The organism is Streptomyces sp. NPDC018026, from assembly GCF_044327745.1.
Classification (GTDB): Bacteria; Actinomycetota; Actinomycetes; order Streptomycetales; family Streptomycetaceae; genus Streptomyces; species Streptomyces rubrogriseus.
The window spans coordinates 40,697-53,377 of sequence record NZ_JBIRFY010000024.1; the positions used below are offsets into that span (position 1 = coordinate 40,697).

Annotated in this window: 12 protein-coding genes and 2 pseudogenes; 11 read left to right on the forward strand and 3 right to left on the reverse strand. The window is 70.4% G+C overall.

Features of this window, described 5'->3' with window-relative positions:
* Window positions 1-14: 14 nt before the first annotated feature.
* Window positions 15-225 (forward strand): annotated as a pseudogene (locus ACH4D3_RS39430) (IS5/IS1182 family transposase); the annotation flags it as partial.
* A 44-nt stretch (window positions 226-269) separates the two neighbouring features.
* Here the strand turns inward: ACH4D3_RS39430 and ACH4D3_RS39435 are convergent.
* Window positions 270-719 carry a hypothetical protein gene (locus tag ACH4D3_RS39435; protein ID WP_398332592.1) on the reverse strand — a complete coding sequence of 150 codons (450 nt, stop codon included), beginning with the start codon at window positions 717-719 and terminating at the stop codon, window positions 270-272.
* 67 nt (window positions 720-786) lie between these two features.
* A complete protein-coding gene (locus tag ACH4D3_RS39440) occupies window positions 787-1,380 on the reverse strand; it encodes a TetR/AcrR family transcriptional regulator (RefSeq protein ID WP_398332615.1) in 594 nt (197 codons plus the stop codon).
* Window positions 1,381-1,545: 165 nt separating this feature from the next.
* On the opposite strand from ACH4D3_RS39440, the gene ACH4D3_RS39445 reads away from it, so the two are divergent.
* The 8 genes and pseudogenes from ACH4D3_RS39445 to ACH4D3_RS39480 all read left to right on the forward strand — a co-directional run.
* Window positions 1,546-2,232, forward strand: coding sequence for a nitroreductase family protein (locus tag ACH4D3_RS39445; protein WP_398332616.1), 687 nt, complete (start codon window positions 1,546-1,548; stop codon window positions 2,230-2,232).
* A 201-nt stretch (window positions 2,233-2,433) separates the two neighbouring features.
* The gene (locus ACH4D3_RS39450) at window positions 2,434-2,691 is read left to right on the forward strand and encodes a hypothetical protein (RefSeq protein ID WP_398332593.1); all 258 of its coding nucleotides are present in this window, start codon (window positions 2,434-2,436) and stop codon (window positions 2,689-2,691) included.
* On the forward strand, window positions 2,688-3,059 hold the full coding sequence (locus ACH4D3_RS39455; RefSeq protein WP_385361887.1) for a fic family toxin-antitoxin system, toxin component: 372 nt from the start codon (window positions 2,688-2,690) through the stop codon (window positions 3,057-3,059). The genes ACH4D3_RS39450 and ACH4D3_RS39455 overlap by 4 nt, the downstream gene beginning before the upstream one ends.
* A gap of 123 nt (window positions 3,060-3,182) precedes the next feature.
* Window positions 3,183-3,590, forward strand: a complete 408-nt coding sequence (locus tag ACH4D3_RS39460) for a hypothetical protein (RefSeq protein WP_398332594.1) — start codon at window positions 3,183-3,185, stop codon at window positions 3,588-3,590.
* 61 nt (window positions 3,591-3,651) lie between these two features.
* Window positions 3,652-6,270, forward strand: coding sequence for an ATP-binding protein (locus tag ACH4D3_RS39465; RefSeq protein ID WP_398332595.1), 2,619 nt, complete (start codon window positions 3,652-3,654; stop codon window positions 6,268-6,270).
* Between the two features lie 248 nt (window positions 6,271-6,518).
* Complete coding sequence (gene tap, locus ACH4D3_RS39470; RefSeq protein ID WP_398332596.1) at window positions 6,519-8,777, forward strand: telomere-associated protein Tap; 2,259 nt, start codon at window positions 6,519-6,521, stop codon at window positions 8,775-8,777.
* Between the two features lie 10 nt (window positions 8,778-8,787).
* Window positions 8,788-9,345: a telomere-protecting terminal protein Tpg gene (tpg, locus tag ACH4D3_RS39475; RefSeq protein ID WP_398332597.1), complete on the forward strand. Its 558-nt coding sequence runs from the start codon at window positions 8,788-8,790 to the stop codon at window positions 9,343-9,345.
* A gap of 132 nt (window positions 9,346-9,477) precedes the next feature.
* Window positions 9,478-10,007, forward strand: a pseudogene (locus ACH4D3_RS39480) (hypothetical protein); the annotation flags it as partial.
* A 28-nt stretch (window positions 10,008-10,035) separates the two neighbouring features.
* Here ACH4D3_RS39480 and ACH4D3_RS39485 read toward each other — a convergent pair.
* A complete protein-coding gene (locus ACH4D3_RS39485; RefSeq protein ID WP_398332598.1) occupies window positions 10,036-10,458 on the reverse strand; it encodes a hypothetical protein in 423 nt (140 codons plus the stop codon).
* 308 nt (window positions 10,459-10,766) lie between these two features.
* Between ACH4D3_RS39485 and ACH4D3_RS39490 the strand changes: the two genes are divergently transcribed.
* Together ACH4D3_RS39490 and ACH4D3_RS39495 are read left to right on the forward strand one after the other, a co-directional pair.
* Window positions 10,767-11,294, forward strand: a complete 528-nt coding sequence (locus ACH4D3_RS39490) for a hypothetical protein (protein ID WP_398332599.1) — start codon at window positions 10,767-10,769, stop codon at window positions 11,292-11,294.
* 239 nt (window positions 11,295-11,533) lie between these two features.
* Window positions 11,534-12,454: a phosphotransferase family protein gene (locus ACH4D3_RS39495; RefSeq protein WP_398332600.1), complete on the forward strand. Its 921-nt coding sequence runs from the start codon at window positions 11,534-11,536 to the stop codon at window positions 12,452-12,454.
* The last annotated feature ends 227 nt before the right edge of the window (window positions 12,455-12,681 follow it).

Genomic DNA, 12,681 nt, shown 5'->3' on the forward strand with positions numbered 1-12,681 from the left:
TCATGATCCCGGATCTCGGCGTCGATTCCACGACCTGCCGCGCTCATCAGCACGCGGCTGGTACCTCCACCCGTGCCCCCAAGATCCCGGGTCGGCGCGGAAGCCCGGTACGTCATCGTTCCGACGAGGCCCTGGGACGCTCGCGAGGCGGGGACTCACAAGCAAGATCCACCTTGCCGGGAAGGCAGGTGTAGCCCGCTCGGCTTTGTCATCATGCCCGGCCGGTGAGAGGACGCTCTGACGTGCCAGGATGTGCTGTCGAACTGGGTCTACCAGGGTGGGCGGGTGTCGCGGCGTGCTTCTGGCGTCTGCTCGGGCAGAGCCGTGTTCTGGTCGGTGCGCAGCAGCATGCCCGGGTCAGGTTCGAAGTCCTCATTCGACGGTGCCGGCTGGTGGAAACGCTCGGTGCGCGCAATGCTGACTTCCACCAGCCGGCCCTCCTGGAACATCCACAGCCCGAAGCAGTCGTCGTCCTGGTCGCGAAGTAGAACCTGGACTGTATGCGGATGCGGCCACGGCAGCGATTCCAGGTGCCTGAGCAGGCCCTTGCGGGCGCGCATCCTCTCCAACTCCAGGGCCCACCCGAACTCATAGCCCCAGTGCCCCGCTATCGGGACGAAGCGACCCCGCCACGTACGGTCAGGGTCGTCCCGGGTCAGTGGATCCATCACCTCGTCCGACCAGCGAGCGAGCACGATGACCTCGGCGTCTCTACTCATGCCGGAGTATCGCCGCATCCGCCTGAGCCACTGCAACCCGATTCCTCAACCGGCGTCGCAGGGCCTGTCAGGTCGTGGTCGGCAGCGCGTTTTCCAGGAGGGTCTCTGCCGCCATCCGCGCGTGCCGGCCGTAGTTCGAGTCGCCCAGCACCATGGCGCGGCTGGCGGCGCCGTCCGCGAGGGTCACGAGTTGCTCGGCGAGGACGGCTGGCTCGCGGCAGCCCAGTTCCGCTACCAGGTCGGTCACCAGCCGCACCATCAGCAGTTTCTGTTCGCGGGCGTAGGAGTGGACCGCGTTCTCGGGGTCGGGGAACTCTGCGGCGGCGTCGATGAACGGGCATCCCCGCACGGGATCCGTGCCGGTCGGGGGCGGGTCGAACAGCGCGAGGATTCGCTCCTTGGCGGGGATGTCCTCGCGTGCCAGCACGCCCTCCAGGGTGCGTCCCGTCGAGGAGAGGTCCTTGAGATGGGATAGGACCAGCTCGTCTTTGGTCCTGAAGTGCGCGTAGAGGGTGCGCTTGGACACCGGCGCCCGCTCCGCGATCTGCTCCATGCCGGTCGCATTGATCCCCTGGGCCGCGAACAGTTCGGCCGCGGCGGCCAGGATGCGCTCCCGCCCTCCGCGCCCCGGCCGTCGAGACGCCGTCGTCATCGTGGGCATCGTGGTCATGACGTAAGTATACGCTCTTGTTTACTTCGGAGGGGATGGCTGCCTATAGTGTTGCTTCAAGTAAACGAATTCGTTTACTAAGGTGATCCTTAGGAGAGTTCCATGAGTGGACCGGTCTTCACCCGGACGCGCACGAGTGAGGCGCCCACCGGCGGGATGCAGCCGGGCGGGACGCGAACGTCGGAGTACGCCGAGCAACTGATCCGAGGGCGCCGCTCGACCCGTGCATTCCGCCCCGACCCGGTACCCGAGGACACTCTGCGCGAGGTCTTCTCCCTGGCCGGCACCGCGCCGTCCAACTCCAACGCGCAGCCGTGGCGGGTCGAGGTGGTCGGTGGTGCGCGGCGAGACCGTCTGGCCGACGCCCTGCGAACGGCCCACGCCGAGCGACGGGTCACGGCCGACTACCCGTACTCCGAGGACATGTATGCCCCCGTCCACCAGGAACGGCGGGCCGCCTTCGGTGCCGGTCTGTACGGAGCGCTGGGTATCGGCCCCGACGACCACCCGGCTCGCGCGGCCTACGACGCGGAAAGTCTGGGTTTCTACGGAGCGCCCCATGCCGCGTTCCTGTTCGTCACCGGCGACGGCGGGCCGCGGCTGGCCGCCGACGCCGGCGCCTACCTGCAGACGCTGCTGCTGGCCATGACCGGCTACGGCCTGGCCAGTTGCCCGCAGGGCCTGCTCGGCTTCTACGCCGACACCGTCCGCGATCAACTCGAAGTGGACGAGGGGAAGCTGCTTGTGGGTATCTCCTTTGGCTACGCCGACGAGAATGCGCCGGTAAACCGGGTCGCGACCGGCCGGGCGAAACTGGAGGAAACTACCACATTCCACACCTGAAGGGTGTTGTAGAAGGCCGCGATCGGGGCATACCCCCGTGGTAGAAAGGAGGCATCGTCGGCGAAGCGGCCCGAGGGCTCGGCGACCGGCTCAGCCTCTGGCCCCGCTGCAGCCGGGACTCGCGAGCCCCTGAGCCCAGTCTCCTGCGCGTTCGCCGCTCCGGCCTCCACTCGGCTGCTACCACCCTGCTACCATGGCTGCATGAGTTCCGCGAAGAAGCAGACGCAGGTCCGGTTGGACGAGAACGCCCTGGAGGCCGGGAAGGCAGCCGCGCGCGCCCGCGGGCTGGACTTCAACAAGTACGTCGAGCGGCTCATCATCGAGGACACCACCGGCGCCCGGGCCGCCGGCATGGCAGCGGCGCAGCGGCTCATCGACGAGCACGGCTCGTTCCTCGACGACCTGGAGCAGCAGCTCGACGCCCCGTACGCCGCCTCTCGGCCGGGCGTCGCCGCGTGATCCTGCACGTCGACGAATCCTGGATCCTCGAAGTAGCAGAACGGGCCGGTCACCGCGACCCGGCCGCCGACGACTACGGCGTGCCCATCGCCGCCGTTGCCCGCCACCGCGGCGAACTGCTCGACACCCCCGTCTACGACGGCGCCTACGCCCGCGCCGCCGCCCTCGTCCACACCCTGGGCCGCTGCCGCTGGCTGGAACGCTCCAACCTCACCGTCGCCTGCGCCGCCGCCGTCATGTACCTCGAAGCGAGCAACATCCCGGTCAGCCCCACCCGCGAGCAGCTCACCGCGCTCGCCCACGAACTCAACAACCCGCGCTGCACCGCCCCACGCATCGCCTCCTTCCTGCGCACCTGGAAGCCCTGACCACCACGGACGGGCAGTCGTCGGCGCGGCGTTGGGACGGACTGACAGCGATGACGACGCGGCGTAACCTGAGGGCCCGAGGGTTGGGACATGACGGGCACGGGGGCAGGGGGCCGGGGGAGCATGGATCCGAACACGGTCGCACAACTGGCGGGGTCGGCGGTGGTCGCCGCGATGGCCACCGACGCTTGGCAGCAGGCGCGCGGCGGCGTCGTCGCCCTGTGGCGCCGGGTCCGCCCCGACGAGGCACCGGCAGTGGACGAGGAGTTGTCCGAGGCCCAGACGGTCCTGCTCGCGGACGACGGCCGGGTCAACGCGGCCGAGCTGACCGAGGTGTGGCGGGCCAGGCTGCTGGAGTTGCTGCTCGCCGATCAGCGGCGCACCGACGAACTCGCCGAGGAACTCGACCGGTTGACGCGCAGTCTCACCCCGCCCGCGCCGCGCGCCGGCCCCGTGCGGATGAACGCCCGTGCCACCCGCGGCGGCCGCGTCTACCAGTCGGGCGGCGACATGACCATCAACGAGCGGTGACGAGGCGGCGGTGACGTCGTCCGACAGAACCGGTCAGCCGGAGACCTCCCCGGCGGTCCGGATGACCGCTCGCGCGTCCGCGGGCGGCAGCGTCGTCCAGGCCGCCCGCGACGTACGGATCACCGAGGTCCACCACCACGCGCCGGCACCGGAAGCGATCGTACTGGTGGAGCGCGTCCAGCCGACCGCCGAGGCGGTCGGGGAGGTCTTCGTCGGCCGGGACGACGAGATCGGATCCGTGCTCGGTGTACTCGACCCGCGCCACGAGGCGACCGCCATGATGGTGGTGTCGGCGGTGTCGGGGCTCGCCGGGATCGGCAAGACCGCGCTGGCCAGGGTGAGCGCGGCGGAAGCGGTGGCCCGGGGCTGGTTCCCCGGTGGTGCGGTTTTCGTCGACCTCAACGGCTACGCGCTCCAGCCCGAGCAGCGGATCCAGCCGCACCAGACGTACGGGCCCTTGCTGCACGCCCTGGACGACGGTGCCGGGGACCGGGTCGACCCACGCCACCAGGCCGTGCGGTACCACCGCCTGCTGGACTCCCTCGCGGCCGAGAGCCGGAGCGTCCTGCTCGTGCTGGACAACGCGTCCACCAGCGACCAGGTCGCCGACCTGCTTCCCCGCTCACGCAGACACCGCGTCGTGATCACCTCCCGGCACACCCTGACCGTCAGGGGCTCCCGCACCCTCGACCTGCGGACGCTGGCGGGACAGGACTCGCTGACGCTGGTCAGACGGCAGTTGGAGCAGCTGTCCGCCTGGGACGACCGCGTCCACGGCGACGACCTGACGGGCCTGCGACGGCTGTGCGCGCTGTGCGGGCACCTGCCCCTGGCGCTGCACATCGTGACGGCACTGCTGGCCGGCGCGCCGGGGCTCGCCCCCGCCGAGCTGGCGGACGAACTGGCCCGGGCGCACAGCAGGCTGGACCTGCTGGACGACGGGGAGCGCAGCGTGCGCGCCGCCTTCGACCTGTCGTACCACCGACTGGCACCGGACCAGGCCCGGCTGTTCCGCCTGCTGCCGCTCCACCCCGGCCCGCACTTCGGCATCGACAGCGCCGCCGAACTCCTCGGCTTCCGGACCCACCAGGCGCGGCTGCTGCTGCACGGACTGGCCCGGTCGCACATGATCGAGCACGTGGCCGCCGGCGCCTGGCGCCAGCACGACCTCATCCGCGACTACGCCATCGAGCTGATGGCACGTGACCAGGACGACCAGCAAGAGCCCTCCGAACGGCTGCTGAACCACTACGCGACGAAGTCCACGGCCGTCACGCAGGCGCTTCGCGAGGGACTTCCCCCGGACGATCCCCGGGTGCGGGAGGCGCTGGCCTGGTTCGACCGGGAGCTGCCCAATCTCCAGGCCGCGGCCGGGACGGCGGCGACCTTCGACGACGTCGACGCCGCGCTGCGCATGCTGGACGCCGTCGCACAGGTCCACCGCCATCGCGGCCAGTCGGCGGAGCTGGCGGAGGCCGCCGCCCGGATGGCGGACGTGGCGTCCTCCTCGGACGACGTCCACGGCACACCGTGGGCCCTGGCGGGCCGGGCCTGGGAACTGGGCGTACGGCTGAACACGCACGGCGGGTCGGCGCGGGCCGGAGAACTCCTCGCGCTCTCCGCCGAGTCGCTGCGCCGGTCGCTGGGCCCTGCCGACGGCGCGGCACACGAGCAACTCACGGCGCTGTGGGAGACCGCGCGCCGCGCCGTCGCCGAACTGCCCGGGACCGACAAGCTCGCCGCCGTGCCGCTGTTGCACGAGCTGGCCCGTACGGCGTCCATGGCCGGACTCGAGGACTACATGGTCGCCAGACCCCTGCGGCTGGCGCTCGCCCAGGCCGGCAGCAGCGGAGACCACCTCTCGGTTGCCCTCACCCATCTGGTGAAGGCACGTCACTGGGTCCGGCGCCACCGCATCCCGGAAGCCCTCAGCCGCCTGGACGTGGCCCTCAAGGCACTGCTGTGCGCAGCAGGGAGCACGGACACCGACGCCGCACGGCTGGAGCACCTCTGGCGGCAGCTGACGGAGACCGCCAACCACACGGCGTACGCCGCGCTGGAGATCAGGGAACGGCTGCGCCACCTGCACGACCACCTGGAGCGCGCGGCCTCGCTGTCCCTGGCGGCGTGGCAGGGCCTCGGCTCCGCCGAGCATGCCGCGGCCACCCTGAGCCACTTCGCCGAGCTGTGCCACCACGCCGGCCACCTGCTGGGCGCGGTCCGGCTGTACGCGAAGGCCGTCACCGCTTACGAGGAACTGGAGCGGCCGAAAGACCTGGCACGCACCCTGGTCAACCTGTCCGCGGCCCACACGGCGCTCGGCGAACACGTCCCGGCCGTGGAGGCGTTGAAGCGCGCTCTTCGCCTCTTCGTCGGCGAGGGGGACCGGTCGGCCGAGTCCCAGGCCCGCGCCCTGCTCGCCCACGGGCTGCTGACCCTCGGCCGGGAGTCGGAGGCGATCGACGCCGCCACCCGGGCGGAGGAAGCGGCGGCGGACGCGGACGACGACGCCGGTCGGGCGTCCGCCGCGCTGGCCCTCGCACTGGCCCTCGGCCGCTCCGGGCGGCGCGGCCACGCGGAACGCGCGGCACAGCGAGCCCTGCAGGCCGCCAGGCGCACCAGCAGACCGGGCCTGTCCCGCTCCATACGCAACAGACTCCGCAGCGAGGATCTGGTGTAGCGCCCGCAGGGCCACCGACACGCGCGGCTGTGGGCTGCGGGCTGCCGACAGCCGGATCCCCGGGGCCGATCCGAGGACGGACACCGTTCCGGCCGGCACGGTGCAGCGGATCGCTGGTCGACGAACAGAAGGAGCCGGCCCAGTCGCGTCGACGAGACCCGCCGCAGGTTCGGCCCGCTTACGGGATCCGTACGCGCTTGGTACGCGAAATGTGCGCTCCATGTTAACGTGCGTGCAGGAGGTGTCGTATGTCCGAGCTGTTCGACCGGATCGACGCGCTCGTCGCGTCCCGTTCCCCGTTGCCGCCTCCGGCGGAACGCAGGCGGCTGCGCCAGGCGCACGGTCTGACGCTGGACGAGGTGGCCGCCGCACTGCAGGTGCGGCGCGCGACGGTCAGCGGCTGGGAGGCCGGCAAGACGGAGCCCCGGCCGCCGGAGCGCGACGCCTACGCCCGCATGCTCAAGCAGCTCGCCCAGCTCTACCCCGCCCCCGCTCCGGAGCCCCCCGAGGACACCGCGACCCCCGAGACCCCTGCCGTTCCGGCCACTCCCGCGCCGCCGGCAGCCGAACCGGCCCAGGCCCGCACCGCACCCACGGCCCCGGCCGCCGAGCCCACCCTGCTTACCGAGCCCACGGGAACGCACCGCACCGCGCCCGTACCGCGCTCGGCGGCCACGACCCGGCCGGCATCGCAGCGTCCGACATCGCCGCGTTCCGCACCGCCCCGTCCGGCCACGACGAGGGCCGCATCCGCGGGCACACCGGCGGGCGGCGCCGACGCGCGGTTCGAGCACGGGCCGCTGGCAGTCGTCGACGTCGAGGACCGCCAGGTGCAGGCGTACTGCATCGGCGGCCTGGTCCTCGACGTACCCGCGAAGTCGTTCCCCGCCCTGGTGGAGTGGACGCTCCGCGAAGGGCGGCTCGGCCAACCGAAGTTGTCCGGGCCGGGCAAGGACGCCGACCCGCTGATCGTGCTGACCGAGACCGCATGCGAGTACTACGGCCTGCCCGTCACGCTCACCGAGGAGGAGCGACTGGCCGGCCGGATCCCGGAGGGCCACAAGGTCGTCAAGCAGCTGACGCGCGCCGACTGGCAGCTGACCAAGCGCGGGCTCGGGCCGTGGGCGAGGATCTACCGCCCCGCGCAGGGCTCGGAGCGGGCGTGCGTGCAGTTGTGCATTCCGTCCTGGGACGCGCTGGACACCCGGCACTGGGCCGACGCCGGACAACTGCCCCCGGCGGATCTGGCCCGGGTGCTGGGCACGTACGCGGCCCGGGTGATGACACCGCGCGGATCGACCGCGGTGACCGGCCTGGAGCTGATGACCGCGCTGCATCCGCCGACGCGCGCCTCGGCACCGGACGCGACGGGCAAGCGGCACTCCGAGCACAACCCTGGCTCGCTGGGCAAGGACCCGGTTGACTGCGCGCCGTGCGAGGCCCCCGACGGGCACCCGGTCCTGAAGGATCAGCCGCGCTTTCATGTGCGCGGCCCGGCGGAGAAGCTGTTCGAGGAGGCGTACGACTGGGCGCGGCCGATGACGGATGCCGAGTGCACCCTGCGGTACCTGGTCGGCATCGACGTGAACATGGCCTTCGCGGCGGGCGCCAATGGCCTGGCCGTCGGCCTCGGCGCGCCGACGTACGTGAAGACGCCGGTGTTCGATGCGAAGCTGCCCGGCTCGTGGCTGGTCGACCTGTCCCACGTCGAGCTGTCCCGGGTGAAGGTCGGCAAGGACAAGTGGGCGGACCTGGACGCCAGTCTGCTGCCCAGCCCGTTCACGCCCAAGGGCGAGCGCCCCGAGGGCCCGGCCTGGTACGCCACGCCGACCGTGGCGTACGCGGTGGAGCTGGGTTACGACGTGCGCCCGGTAGAGGCATGGGTGCGCTACGACAACGGGCGTTACCTGGACGCCTGGTACAACCGGCTGCGCGACGCCTACCTCGCCACGATGGCCGACCTCGCGGTGGGCGCGGACCTGTCGCCGGAGGAATTCCTGAGGGCGATGGACGGCTACCGGCAGCGCGACCCACAGCTGGCGATCGTGGTGTCCGCGGTCAAGGCCACCGTTAAGGGCGGCATCGGCAAGCTGCGCGAGCGCCCCCGGGGCGGGGGCTGGAGGCCCGGTGAGCCGTGGCGGGCCCTCGCCCGGCCGACCTGGCGCCCGGACATCCGCGCCGCCGTCATCTCCCGGACCCGTATCAACATGCACCGCAAGATCGTCAAGCATGCCGCCTTCACCGGTCAGTACCCTGTGGCGGTCCTCTCCGACTGCGCCGTCTACGCCTCCGACGGACCGTCGCCGCTGGACTTCCTGCCCTACCGCGACGGCAAACCGCTGCCGGGCGGCTTCAAACTCGGCATCAACCCGGGCCTGGTCAAGCACGAGGGCACCCAGAGCGTGCTGTGGGGCGAAGAGGTCCGCGACCGGTTCAACGCCCCCGAACTGAACCTCGCCCGGTACATCAAGGACGGCACCGTCACCGACCAGGACTCCGGGGAGTAGGCAGACGACGATGAGCATGTTCGAGGACGGCCTGGAAGCCGCGGTGCAGAAGGCGTTCACCCGCCCGGCGCCCAAGAGCGCGCCCGCGCAGATGCGGTACCTGGTCAGACAGCTCAAGGGCACCAGAGCGGTCGCCCAGATGCTGCGCATCTCGCAGCGCACCGTCGAGCGGTACGTGAAGGACCAGATCAAGAAACCCCGTCCGGACCTCGCCGCGCGCCTGGAGGCCGAGGTGAAGAAGCGGTGGCAGCCGCAGATCCGTGCCAGGGCACGGCGGACGGCGGCGACCACCAACGGCATCGTCATCGACACCCGCGCCAGGATCGGCTACACCGCGCCCGTCGGTACGACGGACGAGAGCCGCCTCCGGCACCTGACCGTCGCCCTGCCGCCCCAGTACGCCGCCCGCCTCTTCGACGCCCAGGAGCGGGGCGCCGGCGACGAGCAGCTCCAGCAGATCGCCGCCGAAGCACTCAAGGAGGTCTACTTCCAGGACAGCGGCCGCCGCGCCGGAAGCCTGGAAGAGGTCCGGTTCACGGACATCGAGCACCTCGAGTTCGGCCTCTAGTGCGCTGACCGGGAAGGTTCGCCGGATCGCGGTTCCAGCGGTTGGATGTCCGGAGACGTCCGATCCGACCGTTGGCGTGTGGTGGCTGAGCCTGTCCGTGTGCGCAGGTTGACCGACTAGGAGGGGCAGAAGCTGCAGCAGTTCGTGCGCCGGGGCAGCACCAGTTCGGTGCGCTACCGGCGCGCGATGATGCTGCTGGCCTCGGCCGGCGGAAACAGGGTCCCGGTGATCGCCCAGCTGGTCCATCCGCGAACTCGCCGCCCACCCGCGGAAAGTGCACGGCCGTGTGATCCGGGTGGCCGCGAGGCATTACGGTGCCTGCTCGCCCGCCGCGGCGTCAACTTCCAGCGCACCAAGACCCGGAAGGAGTCGCCCGACCCCGAGCGTGACGCCAGGCGCTCGGCATCCGCCCCACTGCCGGAGCCGGCTGGGCTTCCGCCGGTCACCCCGAGCGCCCATCCCGCGACCTGTCAGCGCACACACGGGGGCGGTACTTCCACGGCTGCTACTCCGTCGGCCACGACCGCACTGAGGTCGATCGGGACGCGTGCCCGGACCGCGCCCCGATTTACGTCATCCTGGACAATCTGTCCGCCCACAAGGGCGACAAGATCCGTCGATGGGCGAAGAGGAACCGCGTCGAGCTGTGCTTCACCCCGACGACCCGGTGACCCTCATGCGCTCACAACACTAGCCGGCCGAACCGACCAAGGTCTCGAAGCCTGAGCTGTCGCAGTAGGACACCGCACGACCCTCAGCCCCGATGTCGCCGCCGACCGCATTGACGGTGTCATCGACGATGCCGGTACCACCGTGTTCCGGGCTTGCCCGGTCAAGCCTTTTCGAAGCCTCGATGACCGCATGCCCTGCCGATTCGGTGGTGTCGAACGCGGGCGACTGGACACCCTGTCCGTCACCGGCATCGGCGTCCGGCTCGCCGGCTGTCGTGGCGTGCGCCGTGTCCTGCCAGGTCCCCAGCTTGGTGCAGTAATCCCGTTGTCGCTCCTTGGCCTGCGCTGGATCGTCCGACGAACAACTGCTCATCAGGACAGCGGCAACGACAACGACCGCTGCTCGCCCGACTGCTCGTGCCATCCCACTGCTGTGCTGCATGGACATGCCCTCCCCGACGCTGCCGCCACAGAGTATGGATCAGGAAGGTGTCACCTTGCACCGATCTCCACGCACCATCAGCACTGGATCGGCGCGGAGTTGAGCAGTACACGGCCAACCCGGCGAACCTATGCGTTCACAGCACTGGCGCTCTACCGGATCTCATCGCAGTGCACCGGGCTTCAGCGCGGTGGGGAAGCGATTCTGAGTTTGGAAGTTCCCACATCGTGGCTGGATCGCGAGCAGCCGCACCCGGTCCTCGGACACAGGTGTCATCGTCATGCCCATGCCGGGGAATGCTCATCGGCATGACTTACTCAGCCATCTGGATCTCATCACTGACCGCCGCCACTGCAGTGCTCGCCAGCTGGGTCACCAGCCGCGGCACTGCCCGCGCCGCGCAGATCCAGGCCAACGCGGTCGAGAGGACCCAACGCACCGTCCGGGTGAGTGAAGCAAGACGATCCGCCTACGTGAGCCTCATCGAGCAGGCACACAAGATGGCGGAGTTGTACTGGGAGATTACAGATATTCATGGATCAAGCGACTCGCGCACTGATCAGGTGCCCGCTCTGAAGGAGGTCCGGGCCAATCGCCGTGAGGAGTACGGCAAGCTCCGCCACTTCATATGGGTGATCAACCTGGAAGGGCCCGACGATGTCGCCACAGCCGCGGAGAATCTCAGGCTCACGACTCGCCCTCCATACCGCGCTCTTGAGGCGTCTATCGCAGGCGAGGCGAACGCCTCCGCCGCCTTTGACCAGTGCTACGACCCCTTTTGGCAGTCTGTTCTGACCTTCGTTTCCACCGCCCGATCCGCTGTGCATGACCTGTAGCTTCTCGAAGAAGGTCCCACCGCCGAGAGGCTGGCAACCTCACTGACAGGGTTCTTTGAAATACCCCACCCCTCGCTACGAGTGCGAACAGATCTGCTCGCCCAACTTCCCCACCCGCCACCTGCTCGCTGATTTACGGACGGGCCCGTAAGGCTTCGTGCGTGCCGTCGTCCGGATGATGAGATGGCACGGTGACCAATCATGAGGCGGCGATTGTCCGACCGTTGACACTGGCCTGGGTGCGTCGGCATCTAGAGGTCGACGAGAGGATCGTCGCAGCGGAGGCGTTGTACGGCGGCGCCACCGCCGAGATGCGGAGGCTGACCATCGGCACGCGGGGCGAAGCCACCCGGCATCTGGTGCTGCGCTCCTTCGTCGGCCCGACCCGGCAGGGGCCGGCCGAGGACCTCCTGCACAGGGAGGCCGACGCCTTGACCACGCTCACCGGCACCGGCGTGCCGGCTCCCGGACTCGTCGCCGTCGACCCGGCTGCCGCGCTGTGTGAGTATCCCTCGCTCCTCATGACGCACCTGCCGGGCCGGACGGTCCTGGACGACGAGGGGCTGGAGACGCGCCTGCCCCTGCTGGCCCGTCAGCTCGTGGCGGTCCACGCTGTGCGGCCGACCATCCGGCCCCGGGAGTACGTGGCGCTGACGACCGCTGACACGGTCGTGACGCCCGAGGGCGCCGACGCCGCGGTCTGGGCCGCCGCCATCGACGTGATCCGCAAGCCCGTGGCGCGCTACGAAGGGCGGTTCCTGCACCGGGACTTCCAGCCCACCAACTTGCTCTTTGACCTGCCGCCCGAGGCCCCGGCCGGTGCAGTCGGTGCCAGGATCACCGGCGTCGTCGACTGGGCGGCGGCCTCCTGGGGCCCGGCGGACATCGACGTGGCGCACTGTTCCACCAATCTTGCGCTGCTGCACGGCCCGGAGTGGGGCCTGCGCTTCACCGAGGCGTACCAGGAGGCCGGCGGGAGGCTGGCCTCGGCCGCAGACGAGCGGCTGTACTGGCAGGTGCGGGAGCCACTGGCGTTCTCGGAAGAAGTGCAGTCGGTGGCGCAGCCGTGGCGGGAGGCAGGACGGACCGAGCTGACGACACGAGCCGTGGAGGAGCGGCTGGATGCCTATGTCACCTCCCTGATGGACGCGCTGGGCTGATCCAAGGCGGTCCGGGGTGGCCTCGCCCTCATCATTCACCGCTCAACCAAGTGGGGAATGAAGGGGCACAGAGCAGACTCTTGCGCGCAGTCCCGGGTAGCGGGTGTCGAGGTCCTCGCGACGCACGGACAGGGACAAGGACAAGGACAAGGACAAGGACAGGGACAGGGACGGCAGGTTCTCCCGGCGGGAGGGCTGGTGCCAGGTGACACCGCTGTCCCGCAGGA